We start from the raw sequence: 24,945 nt of genomic DNA, 5'->3' as shown, positions 1-24,945 counted from the left end.
CATTCTATCTGTCTAAAATGACTTTCAGGTGACGATGAAGATGACAATTCGGTCACTTACGGTCAAATCACTTGTTTATAAAACTTTACCCGAAAATGTGTGCCCTGCTCGCCGTCGCTCGTCACATCGATCACCCCGTTCTGACTTGCGACAATGCTGTAGGCCATCGCTAGGCCAATGCCGATACTCCCCTCGCCCGCATTCTTCCCCTTATAAAAACGTCGAAAAATGTAAGGCAAATCTTCTTTTTCGATTCCTCTTCCATTGTCAGAAATTATTATTTCTGTGAAAAGCGCGTTTTCAGAAAAAGTGATCGCGATCGCTCCGCCTGGTTGTGTGTGCTCCACAGCGTTTTTCAAAATATTGATGATCGCTTCAGCAGTCCAATTGAAATCACCGACAAAAGTAACATTGTCATCGCCTTGGATGGAGACGTTTTGCTCTTTAATATCCATCGGTATCAAAACGGGAGCTAACGACTTTTGGATGAGCTTCTTCACTGCGATGCAATCCTGTTTGAATGAGATCGCCTTGGCGTCGATTTTCGATAGCTTTAATAATGAGGAAACCAGCCAATCGATTCGTTCGAGCTGTGTACGAATGTTGCGGGTGAACTCTGTTCTTCTGTCGGACGGCAGGTCGGGATTGCTTAACAGATCTGCCATGACGGTGATCGAGGTAAGCGGTGTTTTGAGCTGATGAGAGATATCGGAAATGGCATCCATCAGCTGAACTTTGTCACGTTGCAGAAGCGATCGCTGCTCTGACAGCATCAGTGTCACTTTATAGATGTCGTTCTTTAAAATGCTCAGCTCGCCTTCTTGATTATCGCGAACATCAAGGTGATAATTGCCACCGCTAATTTCTCGCAAATAGAGAGATAGCTTTTCCAGCTCACGGTATCTCCAGCTCGTGAACGCTAAACTGATTCCAATCAGCAAAATCGCCAGGATGAACACAAATACCGCGGCAGTAGTGGAGATAAAAGCGACGGCAAAAATCGTCGCCAAGCTGATTGAGCTCATGATTAACAGTAATATTTGAATCTCTCGATTGCGAAGCATCTAATCACTCACCAACCTTATAGCCGAAACCGCGCACCGTTTTAATCATTGTCGGATGCTGTGGATCATCCTCCAACTTCTCCCGAAGCCTTTTGATGTACACAGTTAAGGTATTGTCATTCACAAAATCGCCTGCCACATCCCAAATCTGCTCCAAGAGCTGATTTCTGGAGAGAACTTGTCCAAGATGGTTGCCGAAGATCAGCAGTAATCGATACTCTAATGCGGTCAATGGAATTTCAGCGCCGTTTTTATACACTTTTCCTTCCAATGTATTAATGCGGACATTGTGAATCTCGATCACCGAAAGAGTCTGAGCGGGCTTGTGGTATCTGCGCAGGACAGACTTAATCCGCGAGAGCAGCTCACGAACGCGAAATGGTTTTGTGATGTAATCATCTGCACCCATATCTAGCCCCATCACTACATTGACCTCATCGTCGATCACAGTTAAGAAGATGACCGGAATATCTCGTTCCGCTTTTACCAATTTGCACAGTTCATAGCCACTTCCATCGGGAAGCGATAGGTCAAACAAGCACAAAGCGAATTGATCGATGTCTTCAGCGAGCACCTTTTTTGCTGATGCGACATCATGGCAAAGAACGGTAGAAAAGCGATCTTGCTGCAGCGAATATTCCAGACCGGAGGCGATCGTTTTGTCATCTTCGACCAGTAAAATTTTCATCTGCAGATCATCTGTACGAACCACCATCAAAATGGGCCTCCTAAATTTAGATACTAGGTAAATAAGATCTGAGGTCGATTGGCTTTCTCATAGTCCATGCTTGATGACCACCTTGATGACCACTGATGTAATTCAAGATAAGAGTCCATCCCACGAGCAAAGGACGTTTTTTCCAGAGTGAAGATCTGGCTCCCCCAACAGTATCACGTTATCGGGAATCCATGCAAAAAGAGACGGAATTGAAACCAGCCATCAATAGCTGATGGCTGATCATGATGAAACGTATGTACTTAGTGATCACCCTGTGGATTGTGCTCACCTTCTACGAATTGTAGTAAGCGCGAGACCAGTTCGACTCCAAAGCACGGCCAGCGTTTCGCAACTTAGCCTATGTGGGAGGGACGAGACTGGCAGTCTTGTCGGACATTTCCCGCAGCTCTTCCCTGTATCGTGCCGGAGAGTTTGAAAAAGTGGATGTGTTTCGGAGTAACAAACAAAACAAGGCGCGTCCCACAATGGGTCGCGCCTCATCTGATTTCTTAATTATGTCCTGGCCAAGAAGATGGCGGATAGCCCCAGCCCGTGTAACGGGAAGAGAAGTAGGAAGAGGTTGCAATGTTGTCTGCAACGACAGTAGATTTTGCATTGATCATCGTGTTTTGACCGATATAAATCCCAACATGGCCATAGTAGCCGTTGTCAGCGGCAGGTGCGAAGAAAACGAGCGAGCCAATCGGTGCGGAAGACAGCGACCCACCGGTGTTCAAGCTGTTCGAAGCCGCAATCGCTGAAGCGTACTGCCCGGTGGTACCGTATGCGTTCTCAACGAACATCTGGCAATACCAATTGTAATCGGTGCGGCCTTGCGCATCGATCGCCCAAGCGACCGCACGGTCTTTCGGACGCAGTTTGGATACTGGCGGGAGACCGTTGATCACCGCTGATGCGATGTAGCGCTTCACTCCGTTTTCATAATAGTAGTACCAGCGCGGGTCAGGTTTGCCCAGAAAAACGTCCGGAACGATCGTGCCGTATTCGATGCCAGCAAATTGTACCGTCACGTTCCCCGGCTTTGTCGCAACGGTCGAGTAGTTCGTCCCCGGACCGGATCGAACGTTAACACCTGCGGCTGCGGTGATGCCGCTAAAACTGACCGCATGCGGATCTTGTGCCGACGCGGTTTGCGCGGTGAGCCCTTGGACGCCAACAACAGCAGATATCGCGACCACTGCAGCCAATGCATAGCTTGCTGCTTTTTTCATTAAACGAACACTCCCTTTCTTTAGTGTCCCATTATCTTACCACCATGAATCTTATATTTCAATTTTTATTTTATTTTTATGACTACATTATTGATAAACCACCTAAAACTCGCTGTGATCATGACGACAACACCAAACACCAAGTTCATTGACAAGCAGAAAAAAGTCCATGATACATAAATATCATCAGAACCAAAAGTCTGTCTACGCAACATACGGTGGATATGTCTACTACTATTCGAGTTCCTCTATGTAGCACTAGTCAAGACAAATGCGGGAGGATCTGCTCGATCCTCCCGCATTCATTCTCTTGCTTTATGGTCACCATTCATTCAGTGCATGCTGCTGTTGCTAGCTTCTCTTGAAAAGGACAGCAGTACAAATCCCCTTTTCAAAGAATCTGCTTCCTACTCGCTCCGCTTTCGCTGATTGATCGGATCGAGATAGAAATTCAACCGATCGACGAGGACTTGGACGTTTGGCGGTTCGAGCATGCTGTTGTGATTGCCCGGAATCTGGTGCAAGTCAGTCTCAGCTCCGAGCGAATCCAGCCAGTATTGCGTCGCGTCTGGCAGGTCTGGCGATACTTCCTCTGCCATGAACAATGCGATCGTGCCGCTGCCAGGTGTCGGGCGGTAACGGTCGAACGCTGCCTTGGTCTTCTTGAAGACTTGCAGCATGCGCGTAAACCTCGGAAGGGTCAGGTCGGGCGGCAAAATCTCCGCCCCTTGGCCAAGCTGAAGCAGAGCTCCCAAGCATTTTTCAATGCTGAGTTGCGCAAGCTCCCCCAGCATCTTTTCTGTCTGCTCATCGACGTGCGGCAACATCAACTTCGCAAACTCGATGCCAAACAGGTTGTCCGGCAGTTCCTGTCTGCCCGCCTCTTCATTCGGCACGCCCGAGTCCATGATCGCGACGAGCGCCACCTCTTCCCCTTGCTGCTGAAGAAGCTTGGCAATCTCAAAGGAGATCGCGCCGCCAACGCACCAGCCACCCAGCACATAAGGTCCTGCTGGCTGAATCTGCTTGATCTCCTGCAAATAATGTGTCGCCATCGCATCGATCGTCAAGAGCGGTTCGCTTTCATCTTCCAGCCCAGGCGCCTGAATGCCGTAGAACGGCTGATCGGTGCCGAACGTGCGCGCAAGCTCCATGTACTGCAGAATACCGCCCGTTCCAGCGTGGATGCAGAAGAACGGCAAGCGCGATCCATGCGGCTGCATGGCGACGATCGGTGACTTCTGCTCCGAAGATTCTTCGTTGAGCACCATCGCCAGCTGCTCGATCGTGTTGCCCTGGAAGAGCACAGAAACCGGAAGTTCGCGACCGAACTGCTTTTCGATCTCCGCGACCAGTTTGACCGCGAGCAGCGAGTGACCGCCCAAGTCGAAGAAGCTGTCCTTCACGCCGATCGGGCTGGTGTCGAGCAGCTCTTCCCACAGCTGAACCAGCGCCATCTCGGTCGTGTTGCGCGGCGGCAGGTACGGCGTCTCCCGCTCTGTCGCAAAGCTCTCCGGCGCAGGCAACGCCCGGCGATCCACCTTGCCGTTCGGCGTCAGCGGCATCTCTGCTAGCTGAACGAAGGCGGACGGCATCATATAGTCGGGCAGCTGTGCTTTGATCGCGCTGCGCAATTCGCCGATCGAAAGCGGGGAGTCGCCCGCTTCCGGCACGAGATAGGCGATCAGACGGTTATCACCTTTGCGGTCTACCTGCGCGATCACCAACGTTTCTTTGATGCCAGGATGCTTGGCGATCACCGATTCGATCTCGCCGAGCTCGATGCGGAACCCGCGCACCTTCACTTGGAAGTCGTTGCGGCCGAGGAATTCGATCTGCCCATCCTGCAGATAGCGCGCACGATCACCCGTCTTGTAGACGCGCTCGCCTGGCTGGAACGGATGAGGGCGGAAACTGTTCGTCGTCAAATCGTCACGGTTGCGATAACCGCGAGCCAAGCAGGCTCCACCGATGTAAATCTCGCCGGGCACGCCGATCGGCACCGGCTGCAGGTGCTTGTCCAAGATGTAGACTTCGGTGTTGATCACCGGTCTGCCGATCGACGGCAAGTTCGGAGCGTTCTCTGCAAAAGGCGGAATCGCGCCGGTCGTGGTGCCGACCGTCGCTTCTGTCGGACCATATAGGTTGTACAGGGTGAACGGCAGACCGGGCGATGGATAGTACCGCAAGCGATCACCGCCGGCGATCAGACACTCCAAGGCGGCCTCCTCCGGCCAGTCGACGAACAGCACCCCTTCAGCGAGCGGCGTCGGCAAGAAGCTGTGCGTAATCTTGCGTGTCAGCAGGAAATCGCGCAGTCGCTCTGGCAGCAGACGGCTGTCCTCATCTGGAATGTGCAAGCACCCGCCGATGGTCAAACAGGTCCAGATCTCAAAGATCGTCGCATCGAACGCCACGCCCGCCAGATAGGTAAACTGGGAGTCCGGCTGTACGCTGTACTGTTGATGGTACCAATTCAAGAGGTTGCGCAAGTTCCGATGCTCCGCCTGCACGCCCTTGGGAAGTCCGGTCGAGCCGGACGTATAGATGATGTACGCCAAGTTGGAGAGCTCGGCGGTGTTCACCAAGTCTTCGTCGCTTTCGTCTGCCAGCAGTTCCTCCACTCGGTCGAGCAAAAGCAACGGCAGATCATGTTCTGGCAAGATGCCCAAGGTGCGATCGTGTGCCAAGAGCACAAGCGCATCGGAGTTGTCAAGCATGTAGCGGATGCGGTCTCCCGGGTAGTTCGGATCGATCGGCACGTAGGCACCTCCCGCCTTGAACACGGCAAGCAGCGCGATCAGATTTTCGATCGAGCGCTCCATGCAGACCCCGACCGTCACCTCTGGACCTACGCCGAGCTTCTGCAGGCGATGCGCCAAGCGGTTGGCGAGGCGGTTTAGATCGCCGTAGGTGATCTGGCTTCCGTCCGCATCTTGAATGGCTCTCGCATCTGGTGTTTCGGCTGCGCGCAGCTCGATCAGCTGATGTGTGAGCGGCTCCATCGAGAAGTCGCGCTTTGTCACCGCCCACTCTGCGAGCAGCGTTGCTTTTTCTGCTGCTGGCAAGATCGACAGTCGTCCGATCTCAGTGTCAGGATCGGCGGCGATGCCTGCGAGCAGGATTTGAAAGTGCTCGATCATCCGAGCGATGGTCGCGCGGTCAAACAGGTCGGTGTTGTATTCAAGCTCGCCGACCAGCCCGTCCTCCGTCTCGGTCATCTGCAAGGTCAGGTCGAACTTGGCCGACTCGGTCTCCACACGAAGCGGTTCCAACTGCATCCCCGATGCTTTCAGCTCGGTGAGCTTGACGTTTTGCAGCACGAACAACACTTGGAACAGCGGGTTGCTTCGGCTCAAGTCGCGCTCAAGATCGAGCGCTTCGATCACCTGCTCCAGCGGCATGTCTTGGTGCGCATAAGCGCCTAAGGTCACACTGCGCACGCGGTTCAGCAGCTCGCGGAAGCTCGGGTTGCCCGACAGGTCGTTGCGCAAGGCAAGCGTGTTGACGAAGAAGCCGATCAGCCCTTCGATCTCCGCGCGCGTGCGACCTGCGATCGGTGAACCGACGATGATATCCTCCTGTTCGGCATATCGATGCAGCAGGGTGTTGAAAGCGGCCAACAGCGTCATAAACAGGGTGGCGCCTTCCTTGCGGCTCAGATCGAGCAGCTCGTGGCTCAACGCTTTTGGCACATGAAACTTCTGCGTCAGGCCACGATTGCTCTGCACGGTCGGACGCGGGCGATCGGTCGGCAATTGCAGGTTCGGGAGCTCTCCGCCGAGCTGATGCTTCCAGTAGGCGAGTTGCTTGTCCAGCACGTCACCTTGCAACCAGTTCCGCTGCCAGACGGCAAAGTCTGCATATTGGATCGGCAGTGGCGCCACCTCAGGCTCGATGCTTTCGCTGTAGGCTGCATACAGTGCGAGCATCTCGCGAATCAACACGTCCATCGACCAGCCGTCTGAGACGATGTGGTGAATGTTGAGCAACAGCAGGTGCTCCTCTTGCCCCAAGCGCAGCAGAGCAGTTCGGATCAGCGGGCCTGCAGAAAGATCGAACGGCTGCTTCGCTTCTGCTGTAGCCAAGCGATACGCTTCTGCCTCCCGCTCTCCCACTGGCAAGTGCTGCAGGTCGAGGATCGACAAGGGCACCTCAAGTTCCGCTCGAATCACTTGATACGGATGTCCGTCTTCATAGATGAAAGCGGTGCGCAACGCTTCATGGCGGCTGACGATCGTCTGGAAGCAACGCTTCAGCACAGCGGCGTCCAACCTGCCGCAGATTCGATGCGCGGAGAAAATGTTGTAGGCGTGGTTGTTCGCCTGGAGTTGGTCTAAGAACCACAGGCGCTGTTGCGCGAACGACACGGGCGCTTTTTCTTCGCATGCAAATTGAAGCCCCCTCGCCTCGAAGGTAGCATCGTGATCGCTGCAGTTGTCGTTCTCGATACGGATGCGGGCGACCGGAACCATCGGTGGCGCCTCTATCCCCATCGGCTGTGCCTGCAGTTCCACGATTCGCTCTGCCAACTTGTCGACGGTCGGCGTGTGGAACAGGACTTGCAGCGGTACTTCTACGCCAAATGCACCCCGCAGGCGGGAGACTAGCTGTGTCGCCAGCAGCGAGTGTCCGCCGAGCTCAAAGAAATTGTCTTGCACTCCGATCGGGCTGGTGTCGAGCAGTTCTTCCCACAGGCGGACCAGCGCGATCTCTGTGCTGTTGCGCGGCGGCAGATATGCCACCTCCCGCTCTCGGGCAAAGCTTTCCGGTGCAGGCAACGCTTTGCGATCGACCTTGCCGTTCGGTGTCAGCGGCATCCTGTCGAGCTGAACAAAGGCGGACGGCATCATATAGTCGGGCAGCTGCGCTTTGATCGCGTTGCGCAACTCGCCGATCAGCAGGGAGGATCCTCCCGCTTCTGGCACGAGATAGGCGATCAGGCGGTTGTCGCCGTTGCGATCCTGCTGTGCGACCACAACCGTTTCTTTGACGCCCTGTTGCTTGGCGATCACCGCTTCGATCTCGCCAAGCTCGATGCGGAAGCCGCGAATCTTCACCTGACCGTCGATGCGGCCGAGGAACTCGATATTGCCGTCTGCGAGCCAGCGCACGAGGTCGCCCGTCTTATAGAGCCGCTCCTCTGGCTTCCCAAACGGATTGGCGATAAATTTCTCTTCGTTCAGCTCCGGTCGGTTCAAGTAGCCGCGCGCCAGACCGTCGCCCCCGATGTGCAGCTCGCCGGGAACTCCGATCGGCGCAAGGTTGAGCTGCGCGTCGAGCACATAGACCTGCGTGTTGGCGATCGGACGGCCGATCGGTACGGGACTCTTGGCGTGCTCAGCGGTCGGCATCGGATAAAAGCTGGTGAATGTGGTGCTTTCGGTCGGTCCGTACACGTTGGACAGCCTGCAGTTCGGCAACCGTTCCAGTGCGAGCTTGACATGCGGGACCGACATCACTTCCCCGCCCGTCAGCAGCTGCCGCACCGATTGGAGGTCATCGAGCTGATGCTCCACCATCTGATTGAACAGCGCGGTCGTCAAGAAGATCGAGGTGACCTGATAATCGGTCAAGGTGCGACCTAACTCTGCCAGCGTTGGCAAGTGCGCGGGGAAGATGACCAGCTTGGCACCGTTGAGCAAGCTGCCCCAGATTTCGAACGTTGCCGCATCAAACGAGATCGGCGCGAACTGCAAGAACACATCTTCGCGGTCGAACTGAATGTAGTTGGTGCTTTTGACCAGTCGCACCACTCCGCGATGCGGCACGCAGACGCCTTTTGGCCGTCCGGTCGAACCGGACGTATAGCTGACATAGGCAAGGTCTTGCAATCGATTCAAGCAAGCCAAATTGTTTGTGCTCTCCCCTGCGATCTTCGCGCTCCACTCGCTGTCAAGGCAGATCACTTCCGCATGGTGTTCTGGCAAAGACGTGCACAGATGCTCTTGAGTGAGCAGAACAGCCACTTGTGTGTCCTCCAGCATGAAGGCGAGACGTTCTGCCGGATAGTTCGGATCAAGCGGCACGTAAGCCCCTCCCGCTTTCAAGATCCCCAGCAGTCCGATCACCATTTCCAAAGAACGCTCCATGCAAAGGCCGACCAGCACATCTGGCCCCACACCTTGTCTGCGCAGAACATGCGCCAACTGGTTGGCTCGCTCATTCAGCTCACGATAGGTTACCTGCTTCTCCTGATGCTGCACAGCCACCGCCTCCGGTGTTTGCAGCACCTGCGCTTCAAACAGCTGTTGAATGCTCAACTGTGGATACTCGATCGTCGTGTCATTCCAGCCGGTTAGCACTTGCTCGCGCTCTTTGGCCGACAACAGCGACAGTTCGGAAAGTTTGCACGCAGGGCTTGCCACGATCGCTTGCAAGAGCGCTTGGAAATGGTCGATCATGCGGATGATCGTCGCTTGGTCGAACAGGTCGGTGTTGTATTCGAGCGCACCGATCAGTCCGCCTTCCGCCTCGGTCAGCTGCATCGTCAGGTCAAACTTGGCTGTATCCGTTTCGCTGATCCCAAGCGGTGTCAAGCTGAGTCCGCTCGCTTCCATGCGCTCCATCGGTGCGTTTTGCAGAACGAACATCACTTGGAACAGCGGCGTGTGGCTTAGCGCGCGCTCCGGTTGCAGTTCTTCGACCACCTTCTCGAACGGCAAATCCTGGTGAGCGTACGCTTGCAGCGCCGTCTCCCGCGTTTGCTGAAGCAGTTCGCGCCAGCTCATCTCCGGGGACAGCTGTGCACGCAAGACCAGCGTGTTGACGAAGAAGCCGATCAAGCTTTCGATCTCCAAGCGGGTGCGGTTGGCGATCGGCGTGCCGACTAAGATGTCCTCTTGCCCCGTGTAGCGATAGAGCAAGGTTTGGAAAGCGCTGAGCAACGTCATAAACAAGGTTGCGCCTTCCCCTTGGCCGACCAAGTCGAGAGCATCGGTCAGCTCAGACGGCAGGAGAAAACTCTCGCTGGCACCGCGATAGGTCTGCACCGCCGGACGGGGACGGTCGGTCGGCAGTTGCAGGACAGGCGGGTTGTCGCCAAGTTGATGCTTCCAGTAGCTCAGCTGCTCGGCGAGCGATTCTCCCTGCATCCAGCCGCGCTGCCACAGCGCGTAGTCCGCATATTGCACCGCAAGCGCGGGCCATGCAGGTGCGGTCGCTTCGCCTTGCAGAAACGCTTCATAGCTGGTGATCAACTCGCCGATCAAGATCCCGATCGACCAGCCGTCGGAGATGATGTGGTGCATGGTCAGCAACAGCACATGCTCCGCTTCCGCAAGTTGGAGCAAGGTCAGGCGCAGCAGCGGCCCGTTGACAAGGTCGAACGGCGTTTGCGCTTCTTTCCTCGCCAGTCGCAACGTCTCCTGTTCCTGCTCGTCCGCTTGCAGGCCGCGCAGGTCGATCAGCGCAAGCGGCAGGCTCAGCTGCGGCGCGATCGCCTGCACCGGTTTGTCATCGACGACGCGGAAGGTGGTGCGCAGCGCTTCATGGCGGGCGACCACAGCGTTCAAGCTCCGTTCCAACGCTTCGATTTGCAGTCGCCCGCTCAGGCGCACGGCGTCGCCGATGTTGTAGGCGCTGCTCTCCGGCTGGAGCTGGTCGAAGAACCATAGCCGCTCTTGGGCGAAGGAGAGCGGAAGGGTTTGCGCCTGCTCCTCGGTGCGTGCAACGGGGAGCAGCGGCGGCAGTTGTACGCTCTTCTGCTTCTCGGCGACGATATGCTCGGCCAGTTCAGCAACGCTCGGCGCTTCGAAGAAAGTTCGAAGCGGCAGCTGTACTTGACAAACGGAAGAGATGCGCGAGACCGCTTGCGTCGCCAGCAGCGAATGACCGCCCAGTTCGAAAAAGTTGTCGTGCATGCCAACGCGCTCGATGTGGAGGACGTCCGCCATAATCGTCGACACTTGCTGTTCCAGCTCTGTGCGCGGCGCCACATAGGGGCGATCCAACTCACTGCGCTTCAGTTCAGGCTCTGGCAATGCTTGCCGGTCGATTTTGCCGTTTGCGGTGATCGGAAACGCGTCCAGCACCACAAATGCGGATGGCACCATGTAGGGCGGCAGTTTGCTTTTCACATGGGCGCGCAGCTGGGAGACCCATTTCGCCTCCTGCTTGCTCTGCAGCGGTTCGTTGGCGTAGGCGCTCCACGGTTGGCGCTCAGCTCTCGCAGTCGCGCTCGGTTGCATCGGATGCAGCGAGATGCGCTCAACTTCTCTTAAACGGGTTGAGCAAGCGGATGCGCTTTCTCCCATCTCGGCGCTCGCCTCTTTCGCACCAGCCTGATCGTGCCGGATGAACAGGACGTTGTAGCTACCATCCGCTGCGCCGCGCTGCCAGTCGATGCGAACCGCATACGGAAGTTCTTCCTCCAGCGCGAAAAACGCTTCTGGGTGCAGCGCCACCTGCCCGTCAACCGCTGTGACCGCGTGCGTCTCCACCAACTCCGCTTGCTGGGCGCGGAAGGCTCCTACCGTCTCCGGCCCCTCTGTCCGCTTCAGCCATTCGAGCGCCTGCACGTGCGCAGTCAAGCGTTCGTTCAGAATGCCTTGCAACAGCAGTGCTTGTGGCGCTTGCTCTACCAGATAGTCGCGGATGCCAGCGACCGAACGGTCAGCTCCCTGCCAGCTGATGCTGTGAACCACCTTTTCTTCCTGCGGTTGCGCGGCGACCGCGACAGGCGCTGTCGATCCTGTTGGCTGATCCGCTTCGATTGCCGATGCTGTCAGCGACACAGCGCTTTGTTCGGCGCGAATCGACTCGGCGGGGATCTGATCTGACTCGTTCCGACCCTCCCCCACCGTCAGCACCACATCGTAGCGATACCCGGTGAGCTCATTGTCTTCATACCCGCGCTTCAGCTGCACCTCAACACCGGTAATCTGCGGCCATTCGATCATCAGCGCTTCAAAAAACGCCGGGTCGAGCGTCAGTTCCTTCTCCTGTGCGAGGCCCGCCTCCCACTTCTGCACCAGCTCTTGTTTGCTCATACTGTCTGAAGCTTGATGCAGTTGCACCGCCGCGTGGAAAACTTCCAACAGCGCATATTGGCGCACGTCGCCGAGGAAGAGGTGTCCACCTCGCTTCAGCACGCGCAACGCTTCTTCGATCACCTGCAACAGGTAGTCGACGCTGGGGAAATATTGCAGCACCGAGTTGATCACCACCGTGTCAAACGCTGCTGTCTGCATCTGCGTCATGCTTTCGGCCGCCTTGCCGTGCACAAGCTCCACGGTGTTCGCAAGGCTGAGGCGCGGCAGGTGTGCTTCGATCATCGCCAGCGCTTTTTGCGAGAGGTCGATGCCCACATACTGTTCGCAGTCGGGCGCGATCCGGTAGAGCAGCATGCCGGTGCCACAGCCGACCTCCAGCACGTGCTGTGGCTTCAGATCTTGAATGCGCTCGACCGTCCGCTCCACCCAGACGCGCATCTCGTCCGCCGGAATCATCCCGCCATCGATCGTGCTGTTCCAGCCTGCGATGTGCAGGGTCGGATCGTCTGTCAACAGCGGCTGGCTGTACGTTTCATCAAACACCAGCTCCCACTGCTCCAGGCGCTCCTGCTTTTGCTCTTCCTCCTGCTCCACAGACACTTCTCGCGCTTCCTGTTGCACCACGTAGGCCACCAACTGCTTGTCGCAACGCGCATCGGGGCGCGCCAACACCACCGATTCCAAGACGGTCTGATGCTGGTCGAGCACCGCTTCGATCTCGCCGAGCTCGATGCGGAACCCGCGGACTTTGACCTGATTGTCCACGCGGCCGATAAACTCGATGTTGCCATCCGCCATGTAGCGCCCTTGGTCACCGGTGCGGTAGAGGCGCAGTCCTGTGCGCGGGTGGGTGATGAAGCTGGCGTTCGTCTTCTCCTCATCGCGCCAGTAGCCGAGCGCCAAGCCGATGCCGCCGATGTACAGATCTCCCGCCACGCCGATCGGGCAGGGTTCGAGCACCTCGTTCAAGATGTAAAACTGCTGGTTTTTCATCGGTCGGCCATAAGGAATGCTCTTCCACGCCGGGTCGATCTCGCGGATCGGGTACAGGATCGACCAGATCGACGCTTCTGTCGCTCCGCCCAAACTGTACGTTTCGATGCTCGGCACCAGCTGCTTCAGGTGAACGGGCAGCGTCAGCGGAATCCAGTCGCCGCTCATCATCACCAGCCTGAGCGATTGCGACAGCGACTTGCCAGTCTCGCGCACATGTTCGACCAATATTTTGGCCAGCGCGGGCGCAGAGTTCCAGATCGTGATGCGCTCCTGTTCCACCAGCTCCGCCCAGTAGGCAGGATCGCCCTGCCTGCTCGCGTCGGGGATCACCACCGTGCCGCCGACCGCCAGCGTCCCGAACAGGTCGTACACAGACAGGTCGAAGCTGAGCGACGAAAGCGCCAGCACGCGATCTTCCTCCGTGACCCCGAAGCGCTCGTTGATGTCGAGACAGGTGTTCACCGCCCCTTGATGGTCGATGACGACGCCCTTTGGCAGCCCGGTGGAGCCGGACGTGAAGATCACGTAGGCGATGTCGCGCTTGCTCTGAACGGTCGTGAGCGGCGTGTCGGCATAGCTCGCCATCTGATCGCCATCCATCGCCAAGCGCTGCACATGATCGGGCCAGGCCAGACGCTCGTCCACCCAGGACTGGTTGAGCACCACTTCCACTTCCCCTTGCTTCAGCAGGTGCCAGATGCGATCTTGCGGCAGCGTCGGGTCGATCGGCAGATAGGCGGCGCCTGCACGCAGGATGCCGAGCACGGCGACCACCTGCTCCCACCCTTTCTCCATCGCGACCGCGACGAGGCGATTCGGCTGTGCGCCGAGGTCGCGCAACAGATGCGCCACTCGATTGGCGCGACGATCCAGCTCCGCATAGCTCATCGTCCCTGCCGCCGATACGATCGCGGTGCGCTCCGGCGTCTTCACCGCCTGCTTGTCGAACAGCGTGTGCAACAGCTCGTCCGACACCTCTCCATCCGTGTGGTTCCAGAGCGCCATCCGCTCTCGCTCCAACTGGGTCAGCATCGGCAATTCGGCGATCTTCTGCGCTGGATTGTCCACGATGCTCTCCAGCAAGGTCAGGTAATGCCCGCTCATCCGCTCGATCGTCGCCGCTTCAAACAGATCCGAATTGTATTCAAAACGCCCGACGAAGCCGCCCGCTTCCTCGACGATGTACAGCGTCAGGTCGAACTTGGAAGTGTTGGTCAGAGAGAGCGTGAAGTCGACGTTCGCATCGTTGTCCGCTTCCACCGCATGCAGTTCCAAGCCGGGCAGAGACAACCCGTCCATCGGCGCGTTCTGCAACACGAACACCACTTGGAACAGCGGGTTGTAGCTGAGGCTCCGATCCGGTTGGATCTCCTCCACCAAGCGCTCGAAAGGCAGGTCTTGATGCGCATACGCATCGAGCGTCACCTGGCTGACGCGATTCAGCAGTTCAGCAAATGTCGGATTGCCCGACAGATCGTTGCGATGCACCAGCGTGTTGACAAAAAATCCGATCAGATGCTCGATCTCGCTCCGATTGCGGTTGGCGATCGGCGAACCGACCAGAAGATTCTCTTGCCCTGTGTAGCGGTAGAGCAGCGTGTTAAACGCCGCCAGCAACGTCATGTAAAGCGTCACGCCCTGTCGCCTGCTGAAATCGGCGAGCGAATCGCTGACAGCTGACGGCAGTTTGAATTTCAGCGTGGCTCCCTCGAACGTCTGCACCGCTGGGCGCGGGCGATCGGTCGGCAGTTGCAGCATCGGCAGATCGCCGCCCAACTGCTGTTTCCAATACCCGAGCTGCTGGTCGAGCACCTCGCCTTGCAACCAGTCGCGCTGCCACTGGGCAAAATCGGCATACTGGATCGAAAGCGGCTGAAGTGGCGAAGGTTGCCCTTGGACAAAAGCGGTGTAGAGCGCAGAAAACTCCTGGATCAGCACGCCCATCGACCAGCCATCCGTCACGATATGATGGATCGTGATGAGCAAAATGTGCTCTTCCTCGGCCAGCTGCAACAGCTTGGCGCGCACCAGCGAAGCTTTTTCCAGATCGAATGGCGTGCCCGCCTCTTCGTGCACCAGACGCATCGCCTGCGCCTCGCGATCCGCTTCTGGAATGTCACGCAGATCTGCAAACGGCAACAGCAAGACAGATTCTGGCGCGATCACCTGTACCGGCTCTCCATCGACAAGGGAAAACGAGGTGCGCAACACCTCATGGCGGTTGACGATCTCCTGCAGTGCCTGCCGAAGCGCCGCCACCTGCAAAGTACCGCGCAGCCGCACGCCTGTAGGGACGTTGTACAAACTGCTGCCCGGCTCAAAGCGATCGATAAACCACAGCCGCTGCTGGGCGAAAGACAACGGCAGCTTGCCTGCTCTCGGCATCGGTCGAATCTGTGCGGTCTCGCCTTGCCCAGCAGACGCTTCCCTCGCCTGCCGTTCGATCTGCTGCGCCAACTTCTCCACCGTCGACGCTTCCGCAAACAGCAGACGCAACGGCAATTTCACACCAAACTCGCTGTGGATGCGCGACATCAACTGCGTCGCAAGCAACGAATGGCCACCCAGATCAAAGAAATTGTCGTGTACCCCCACCTGATCCAGATGCAAGACTTCCGCCCAAATTTTCGCGACCGACTCCTCCCAATCGTTTCGCGGGGCAATGTACTGCGTTTCCAGCGCCCACTCCGTTCGATCGGGCATCGGCAGCGCTTTTTTGTCAACCTTGCCATTTGCCGTCAAGGGCAGGCGCTCCAGCTTCAGGATGGCGGACGGAATCATGTACTCCGGCATCTTCGTTTTGAGGTAAGGAGCTAAATCTGCTGTGGTTTCGGCGCTTGTTTCCACATAGGCCACCAAACGCTTGTCCCCTGGGACATCTTCCCGGGCGATCACGACCGCTTTTTGCACATCTGGATGCTGTGCCAAGTTCGCCTCGATCTCGCCAAGCTCGATGCGGAATCCACGAATCTTAACTTGGTTGTCGATCCGGCCGATAAATTCGAGGCTTCCATCTGGCAGGTAACGCACCATGTCGCCCGTCCTGTACAGGCGCTCATTCGGCTTTTCCGAAAACGGATGCGGAACAAACCTTTCCTCCGTCAGCTCTTGATTGTTCAGATAGCCGCGGGCCAGCCCATCCCCGCCGATGTACAACTCACCCGCCACACCGACGGGCACCAAGTTCTGTTGCTCATCTAACACATAGGCTGTCGTATTCGCGATCGGCCGACCGATCGGAATCGAGTTGCCATTCAGATCTTCCGCTCGAATCGGATGGCAACAGGCGAACGTCGTGCTCTCAGTCGGGCCGTAGCCGTTGATCAACTGCGTCCCCTCAAGCGCGAACGCCTTGCGAATGTGCGCCATCGACAGCGCATCGCCGCCGACCAGCAGTTGTTTCACGCCTCGGAGCGCTTCCAGATGGCTGTCCACCATCAGATTGAACAGACCGACCGTCAGCCATAGCGTGGTGACGCCATACTCCCGCAGCGCTTGCCCGACCTCTTCCAGCGTCGGCAGGTGTGGCGGCATCAGCGCAAGCGTCGCTCCGTGTAACAAACTCCCCCAGATCTCGAAAGTCGCCGCGTCAAACGAAACGGTCGCCACTTGCAGGAAGACGTGATCTGGCGAGAAGTCTGCATACTGGGCGTTTTTCACCAGACGCACGATCGCGCGGTGGGGAACGCACACACCTTTTGGTTGCCCGGTGGAACCGGACGTGTACATCACATATGCCAGATCGTCCGCCTTGCTCTGACAGACGATGTTTTGTTCACTCGCAAGTGCGATCGTCTCCCCGTCTGCATCGACCATCACCACGGTTGCTCCATGCGGAGGCAGATTGTCGAGCAGGCGCTCTTGGGTCAACAACACCTGCAAGTTGGAATCTTCCAGCATGTAGGCCAAGCGATCTGCCGGATACGACGGGTCGAGCGGGACATACGCGCCACCCGCTTTCAAGATCGCGAGCAGGCTGACGATCTGCTCAAAGGAGCGCTCAATGCAAAGCCCGACGAGGCTTTCCGAATGGACGCCTTGCGCGCGCAGATGATGAGCCAATCGGTTGGCGCGGCGATTTACTTCACCGTAGGTAAGCGAAGCGTCTCCCATCCGCAGCGCCACCGCTTCTGGCGTTCGCGCCACTTGCGCTTCGAACAGCTGATGGACACACATGTGCGCCGGATATTCCGAAGTTGTCAGGTTCAGCGTTTCTAAGAACGCCGTATCCGCTTCGGTCAAAAGCGGCAGTTCAGACAGGCGCAATTCAGGTCGCTCCACCGCTCCCTGCACCAAGCGCTCAAAATGGCGAGCCATCCGCTCCACCGTCGTCCGATCCAAGAGGTCGGCGTTGTACTCAAAGAGACCCTTGAACTGCCCATCCTCCTCCAAGATCGAAAGCGTCAAGTCAAACTTTGCCGTACCTCGCTCGATCGTCAACCATTCCAACTTCAAACCTTCCAGGTGTAAGTCGGACAACCGTGCCGTCTCGAACACGAACATCGCTTGGAACAGGGGCGAGTAGCTCATGTTGCGTTCCGGCTGCAGCTCCTCCACCACCTTTTCAAACGGCACTTCCGAATGCTCGTACGCATCAAACGCCGTTTTGCGCATCTGGTGCAGCAGCTCACGGAAGCTCGGGTTGTCCGCACATTCGGCGCGCAGCACGACGTTGTTGACGAAGAAGCCGATCAGCCCTTCCACCTCTTCAATGCTGCGATTGGCCACGGGAGAACCGATCAAGATCTCCTGCTGACCGGTGTAGCGGTAAAGAAAAGCGTCAAACGCTGTCAGCAGTGTGACGAACGGTGTAACCCCTTCGTGTCTGCTCATCTCATGAATCATGCGTGTGACCTGCGCAGACAGCTCAACTGGCACCGTCGCCCCGCGATACGTCTGCTCACTGCTGCGCGAGCGGTCAAACGGCAGCTGCAGCACTGGAAGCTCGCCCGCCAACTGTCGCTTCCAATAGGCCAACTGCTCCTCCAATACGTCACCTTGCATCCAGTCGAGCTGATAGAGAGCGAAGTCGGCATATTGAATCGGCAATTCTGGCAGCGGTGATGGCCTCCCGTTGCAATGAGCCGCGTACAGCACTGCCAGTTCCTGAATCAACAGCATCACCGACCAACCGTCCGAGATGATGTGGTGCATATTCAGAACCAGCACATGATCCTCGGCGGCGAGCTTCAGCAGGTGGGCGCGAAAAAGAGGCCCCTGCGCCAGATCGAATCCGCGCTGCGCCTCCTGTTCGGCACGAGTTTTTGCTTCCTGTTCGCGGTTGGCTTCGGGCACTCCCTGCAGATCGATCACAGGTAAAGAAAACGGCTGCACACTGCGAATCATCTGTTGCAACCGATCCGCTTCCATAACGATGGTCGTGCGCAAGCTCTCATGCCGGTTGACGATCTCCACGAAGCTCTGCTCCAACGCCGCAACGTTCAACTCCCCGCGAAGGCGCAACGCAGCTGGCATGTTGTAGATCGCATTTTCTGGCGTCAGTTGGTCAAGGAACCACAACCTCTGTTGAGAGAATGACGCAGGAAATGCATAAACTTCAACATCAGTTCCGCTCATCTCTTGTTCAGCTGTGTTGTTTTGTTCAAAAGTGGGTTTCATCAGACAGCCTCCCTTAGAAGAAATCTAGTCTTGCACAATGGAAATGCATCTCCTGTGAATCCAAAACGTCCAGTCAGGTAATGAAATGTAAAAAAGAGCCGATCTTCCAACTATGTTTCGTATAGGGCAACAGTGCCCCCCGTTTAAGGGTCTCTATCTAATACCTTCCTCAACTGAAAAGCGTCTCGCTTCCTTAAAAATAGCGTTGAAGATTCCAATCGAAAAACAAGTTCGACAACTTTACCCCTTTACAACGCCCCCCTACTTCAAAAATCCCGTTTAACAAACGATGCAATTGCAGTATAGAATTTCACAGTATATTTCCAATATATCTTATATTAAGTCATACAAATATTTCAAGCTAGGTTAGTGAAAAATTAATAATCAGCCGCATGAAATATAGTGTAATCGCTGGAATATTTCAGAATCAACAGACTTCAAATGACCCTGATCATTTGCATTATGTTCAGATTCAGCAGGTGCTCGTCACCAGAGCGATCCTGTTCTCCGAATGAATCGGTTCTGTGCATCCCTTCAATACTGTCGCCGCTTAGAAAAAGAAAAAGCCCCCTGGTTGGGCGCTTTTCAGCAAAACGATTTGATCGAGCATATTTCGAAAAATTAAATTCCCGCAAGGTCATACGAATTATTGTGATCGGGCTACCTCCACTAAGGTGAAGGTTTCTTTCAAGTGGTAAGCACTTCAAGAAATCCCACCTCTCATCACACTCCACCACTAGGAGTGCTCCGAGTTGTCACCCTATCTCTTTTCTATCATCCGTGCTGACAAATTCATCTTCCTCCAAAGGTTCCACTCGCGAAAGAAGAGCAAAAGAAAAACTCCCTTCCCAAGCGGAAGAGAGTACAGCCAACCATTGCAAGCGATCAACTTCAACACATACGCGATCCTAAGGATTGGTTACGACGTCGTACACCTCTACCTGCTCTTCCTCCAACAACCCTTTCACATCCCGAATAAAACTTTTGAAATGATCTGTCTGATTATGATGCGCAATCGCTTGATGATCTTTCCATTTTTCCACGATCACAAATGCATCGGAGCGCTCCGCATCCTCATACAATCGATAGCTGATGTTCCCTTCTTCCGCTTGCGACCCGCTCGTAATATGTCTAGCCAATTGTAAAAACTGCTCCCGATGCTTCGGATTCACGACCAGATATGCGTGAATGATCACCATCTTACTCCCACCTTTCACCATAAGTAGTTTTTCTCATTTTCTCCAAGTTAGACGACAATTGCAAGAAAACGCCCGGTTCTCGAAGCAGGTGGATCGAATCGAGATTCCCTCGATTTCCTTCGAACCCCCTGATCAAGCGCGAGAGCAGTAACTTGATACGGCATGATCAATCAATAAAGTCGTCTGCCAATTTCACGTTAAAAGGGAGTCCCCAAGCGGGAAACCCACTCTTTCCTTCAACTGTCTGCCCACATTTACTCAAACGAGTCTCCTTCACGGTTGATCCCCTCACTCATTTCACCTCAGCAGTCCGAATCTTTCGCAAGTGCCGCCTGTTGAACAGCATATAACAGAAGATCAGTGCGCTCCCGACCGCAAACCACTGCAAGCTGGAATCAACTCCGTATCGATCGACCAGCAAACCGACAGGAAATGAGGCCAAGCTCGCGAGCGAAATCACAGCGCTTTGTACGCCCATGACTTTACCCAAATGTTCATCTGGCGTTCGAATCTGCAAGGCGTTGCTGATCAAGATGCCTACGATCGAAAGAAAGGCTCCGCGCATGGCGATCATCACACAAGCCATCCACACAGAGGTAGAAACGGACAGCAACCAGGAGGTGGTGCATAAGATCAGCCCTTGAAAGAGCAACACGCGAACCAAGTTCTGCTTAAAGTACGTTTCAAACGTGCCGATCACGAGCGAACCGACCACAAACCCGATCCCTAAGGATGAATTTAACCATCCGGCATCTTCGACACCGATCTTTAACTGGTGGGTCGCAATCGAAGGGAACAGATAATCGATTCGACCTAACGCGACGAACAGAAAGTTGAGGATCACCATGATCAGCAGCACATGGTGCGTCTGAAAAACGGTGCCAACACGGCGAAGCTCTGCAAAAACGGTCGGCTTGAAATCAACATGGCGGATCTTCTCTGGGATTTTCATCTGCCAGACTGCATACAGGATGGCGGTGAAAGTAGCCGCGTTTAAAAAGAAAACCGTCTTGTAACCAAAAAGTGCAACGAGGGTCGAGCCGATCACCGGGCCAGCAAACAAAGCGAGTTGAAACGTTGCATTGTAGATCGATAGCGCTTTGGACAGGTGCTCCATCGGCACGATGTTGGGAACGATCGAGCGACGAGCGGGGATGTCCAATCCGATGATCAGGCCATATAGAAAGTTGATCGAAAGGTACAGATAGAGGCTGATCATGTTCATGCTGATCAGCAGCGCGAGCAACAAGGTCAGAAACGCTTGCGCTCCTTGCGTAAAGAACAAAAGCTTCTTCCGATCAAAACGATCGGCCAAAATGCCTCCGATCACCATGAAGAGGATGTTTGGCACCGCTTGAACAAAGACGAGCAGGCTCACATCGAGCGCCGATCCGTTGATGCCGAAGATGAACCATTGCTCAGCATAAAGCTGCGCCCAAGTTCCGAAGTTGGAAATCATCAGCCCGAGCCACAGCAATCGAAAGTCACGGTATTTCAATACTTGAAACATATTTGAGGCGACGATTTGACAGCACTCCTTGCAACTCGACTGTGAGTAGCTGAGCGATTCTTTAACCGATGAGCAAACCTATCGATTGTTCTCGCAGAAGCATTCAATGGATAGGCAAAAAGAAGAATAGGCAAAAAACGAGATGAGCCAAAAACATCAAATGCTAGAACAAGAATCGATGCTACTTCCTACAGATCGATCATAACCATTCTGAAAAACTATGTAAATAAAAAGTACAAACGAAATGATAATAAATAACACAAAACAATAGACTCAAAACGCTCTATTTTCTCTCTCGCTGATCGCCCCCTCCATCTGGTTCGATGTCAAGAATTGATCGAGCCATACGAAATTGAATTCACCGCATATCGTTCTATTAAATAGGATTCAACTTCATACACTCATCATAATTTCAATATATTACATAAATTAAATAATACTAACAAACGACATATAAACCTATTATTTATTTTAAACTTTCGTTTGGACAAAATATCAAGAGGGCAGTTTCTGGTTGATGGCAGGGAAATGGTCGCAAACAGCAGTTCACGGTGGATACAGCTACCTGATCCCTGGCGATAATCGGGATTCGTTTTTCACCAGAGATCCGAATGGAAATTCTCAGTTCGTCTGGGCACAAAATGTGAACAGCGGCTACGACACATGGAAGATCAAGCTCGGCTACGTGAACAAATACTGGGACTCCTATGGTGAAGAGTATGACCTGATCACATCAGGTCGCAACTACAAACCTGCCATGGCGTACGATGCGCAAAAGAACATGTGGCTGTTCTGGGAATTATCAGAAGCGTCTGGCGTCAAACTGGTTTATCAAAAGCGCCAACAGAATTACTATGATTACGAAGCGATCTATTCGCCGATCGTGTTGGAGCCATCCGGTGCGGCCAATCCCGCTCTGATGAACACCGCAGATAAAGGACTCGTTCTCGCATACGAAAAAGGAACCGAAATCGTTGTCCGCACCATCGTGAACGGGCAAATCGGGCCGAAAGCTACCGTTGCGTACGGCAAATCTCCCATCCTTTCGCAAGACGCATCGGGAACTGTTTGGATGGCTTGGATCGCGACAAACGGAGCCACCGTTTTTGCACCTTTGAATCTGAACTAACAGAGTCGACCTGACCTACAGAGTCAACAGCTTATGAGCGATTTGACATGACGTTCGAGCCGCAAAGCTGCAAATGTTGGCGAATCGAGCGATGAGCATCCCTACCCGATTCGTTCAGGTCGGACAAGCGTTGCTCGACCGTTTCGTGATCGATTAACGAAAGTGCTCTCTCAAGTTTCAAACACCCGAACTGGTGAACGATCGCTTACCAGTTCGGGTTATTTTTTTCTGCAAAAAAAAGGCATTCCGATCGATTCGGAATGCCTGCAAAAACATAATCCTCTTGGCGGGAGACGAGCATGCGCTTCATACCTCACCACACATGCGGGTCTATCTGACCAGCTTGCCACTCCACCCGCCGACACCTGCGCGCAGATGACAGAGCGAGCGAATGCCTCGCTTGTGCAAGACTCTTGCCGCCTGCAGACTGCGCATGCCGCTCTGACAGGTCAACACGACCGTGCGAGAACGATCGATCTCGTCCATTCGAGAAGGCAATTGGCTGAGCGGAATATTTCTGAAGCCAGGGATGTGGCCGCGCTCATATTCGTGAACTTCGCGAACATCGAGAAATTCATACTCGTCAGGAGTCTGAAGCAATGTGTGCGCTTCCGCTTCCGATAGATTGCGCAACCCTTTGACCGGAAGCATCCGTGACACGACAAACCACAAGATCAACGCGAAGAGTAAAAAGACGATCCAGTTCATCCTCTCACATCCTTTCTCCCTATATACCCCTATGGGTATATGGGATGAACCTAATTATACGCTTGAACAACAAAAAGTCAAACTTCTCGACCTTAACGGTTAGGTGTGTCCTGTTCAGATCGAATCATCACACCCGTTGCGAGGAGGTGGAGCGATCGGCTGTAAGATGAACGGTGGAAACGGTCACGCTCTTTATGAAGCATTCCCAGCCTTTTCCGAGGATAAAAGTTTCACACGCCTCAACATGACTCTTCCTTTCGCGCTCCCTGTTTCCACAATAAAATCCAGAAATTTTAATCATAGAGCAGGTTGTTGAATTCAAGCTTCAAGACTGCTAAGATACTATCCAATATCCAAAAGAGAGGGTTCCGATTCGTAACGTCTTGCCTTGCTCTTTAGCACTAAAAAGCACATGTGCATTACATCATGAAAGCAAAGGACCGAGGAATCAGCACATGGAGAAATTATCAAAAAAGGACCTGATCTTTATGAGTTTTATGCTGTTTTCAATGTTTTTTGGAGCTGGAAACTTGATCTTCCCGCCCTATCTCGGAAGTATGGCTGGCGACCATGTCTGGCTTGCCCTGATCGGATTCATCCTGTCTGCCGTCGGATTGCCGCTCCTCGGGGTGGCTGCCATCGCCAGAACTGGCTCGTTCGATCGTTTAGCAGGACGGGTACATCCTTTATTTGCGCTCCTGTTTCCTCTGGCGATCTACCTGTGCATCGGGCCTGCGCTCGGCATCCCGCGGGCTGGCAGCTTAGCGTTCGAAATGGGCATCAAACCGCTGCTGCCGAGCGCACTCGCCGATGAACCTGTGTCGCTCTTTCTCTACTCCCTGTGCTTCTATAGCCTTGTGCTCTGGCTCAGCAGAACCCCCTCGAAGCTCGTGGAACGGTTTGGGAAACTGCTGACCCCCCTCTTATTGATCCTGATCCTGCTGATTTTTCTCAAGAGCCTCTTCTCCCCTTTGCCGCCAGTTGGCGCACCGCAAGGACAGTATTTCGCCCACCCGGTGTTCCAAGGCTTTTTGGATGGCTATCAAACGGGAGATGCGCTGGGGGCGCTTGCGTTCGGCATCGTCGTCGCCAATGCGATCAGATCGAAAGGGATTGAAAGCAACAAAAAGATATCCACTTATATGATGCGCTCCGGCCTGCTCGCTGGCGGGCTGCTGACCATCCTCTATCTGATCCTCGGCTCGCTCGGAGCTGCTAGCGCTTCTTTCGGCCGAGCAGAGAATGGCGCACAAACGTTGTCCAACGTGATGAACAGCCTGTTCGGGGCAGGCGGCACCCTTTTGCTCGGCGCAGTGTTCTTTCTCGCCTGTCTGTGCGTCTCGATCGGCCTGACGACCTCGTGCAGTCAATATTTTGCTACGCTTTCCTCTCGCGTCTCCTATCAGACTTGGGTCAACGCTGTCTGCGCTGTGAGCTTGATCATCGCCAACCTCGGGCTCACCAACATCTTGGCATTCTCTTTGCCTCTGCTCGGTCTGCTCTATCCGGTCGCGATCGTACTGATCCTCCTCGCGCTATCAGAACGCTCCGGTGGAGCAAACGTTGCCCTCTTTCGAATGACCGTCTGTACGGTTCTCCTGTACAGCGGGTTGGATCTGATCAACCAAACGCTGCTCTCGCAAGCTTGGAACTCGGTTTTCTCTCGCCTTCCCCTCTACTCGGTAGGTGCAGGATGGATCTTGCCCGCACTGGTCGCAGGATGTTTCAGCTTGATGTTTCGCAGACGAGCAGCGATCGGCACCAAATAGGCGATCAC

Annotated in this window: 9 protein-coding genes; 2 read left to right on the top strand and 7 right to left on the bottom strand. The window is 54.8% G+C overall.

The genetic code is table 11. The annotated features are described in order from the left end of the window. Positions 1-62: 62 nt before the first annotated feature. From ACFSOY_RS00370 to ACFSOY_RS00345, 6 genes are all read right to left on the bottom strand, one after another. On the bottom strand, positions 63-1,064 hold the full coding sequence (locus ACFSOY_RS00370) for a sensor histidine kinase (protein ID WP_386043214.1): 1,002 nt from the start codon (positions 1,062-1,064) through the stop codon (positions 63-65). A 4-nt stretch (positions 1,065-1,068) separates the two neighbouring features. Then, positions 1,069-1,752 (bottom strand): response regulator transcription factor, encoded by a 684-nt coding sequence (locus tag ACFSOY_RS00365; protein WP_386044434.1) that lies wholly within the window; start codon positions 1,750-1,752, stop codon positions 1,069-1,071. A 539-nt stretch (positions 1,753-2,291) separates the two neighbouring features. After that, complete coding sequence (locus ACFSOY_RS00360) at positions 2,292-3,014, bottom strand: NlpC/P60 family protein (RefSeq protein ID WP_386043213.1); 723 nt, start codon at positions 3,012-3,014, stop codon at positions 2,292-2,294. Positions 3,015-3,421: 407 nt separating this feature from the next. Beyond that, the gene (locus ACFSOY_RS00355) at positions 3,422-18,622 is read right to left on the bottom strand and encodes an amino acid adenylation domain-containing protein (protein ID WP_386043212.1); all 15,201 of its coding nucleotides are present in this window, start codon (positions 18,620-18,622) and stop codon (positions 3,422-3,424) included. Between the two features lie 908 nt (positions 18,623-19,530). Next, positions 19,531-19,821, bottom strand: a complete 291-nt coding sequence (locus ACFSOY_RS00350; RefSeq protein WP_386043211.1) for a putative quinol monooxygenase — start codon at positions 19,819-19,821, stop codon at positions 19,531-19,533. Between the two features lie 292 nt (positions 19,822-20,113). Further along, the gene (locus tag ACFSOY_RS00345) at positions 20,114-21,331 is read right to left on the bottom strand and encodes an MFS transporter (RefSeq protein WP_386043210.1); all 1,218 of its coding nucleotides are present in this window, start codon (positions 21,329-21,331) and stop codon (positions 20,114-20,116) included. Between the two features lie 517 nt (positions 21,332-21,848). Here ACFSOY_RS00345 and ACFSOY_RS00340 point away from each other — a divergent pair. Then, positions 21,849-22,460, top strand: coding sequence for a hypothetical protein (locus ACFSOY_RS00340; RefSeq protein ID WP_386043208.1), 612 nt, complete (start codon positions 21,849-21,851; stop codon positions 22,458-22,460). Between the two features lie 330 nt (positions 22,461-22,790). Here the strand turns inward: ACFSOY_RS00340 and ACFSOY_RS00335 are convergent, their stop codons facing one another. Next, positions 22,791-23,168: a rhodanese-like domain-containing protein gene (locus ACFSOY_RS00335; RefSeq protein ID WP_386043206.1), complete on the bottom strand. Its 378-nt coding sequence runs from the start codon at positions 23,166-23,168 to the stop codon at positions 22,791-22,793. Positions 23,169-23,623: 455 nt separating this feature from the next. On the opposite strand from ACFSOY_RS00335, the gene brnQ reads away from it, so the two are divergent. Next, positions 23,624-24,937 carry a branched-chain amino acid transport system II carrier protein gene (gene brnQ, locus ACFSOY_RS00330; protein ID WP_386043204.1) on the top strand — a complete coding sequence of 438 codons (1,314 nt, stop codon included), beginning with the start codon at positions 23,624-23,626 and terminating at the stop codon, positions 24,935-24,937. Positions 24,938-24,945 lie beyond the last annotated feature (8 nt).

Source organism: Tumebacillus lipolyticus, from assembly GCF_042682745.1.
GTDB lineage: Bacteria > Bacillota > Bacilli > Tumebacillales > Tumebacillaceae > Tumebacillus_A > Tumebacillus_A lipolyticus.
Note: the sequence above shows the minus strand (reverse complement) of the source record. Positions and strands in the feature narration are given on the sequence as shown.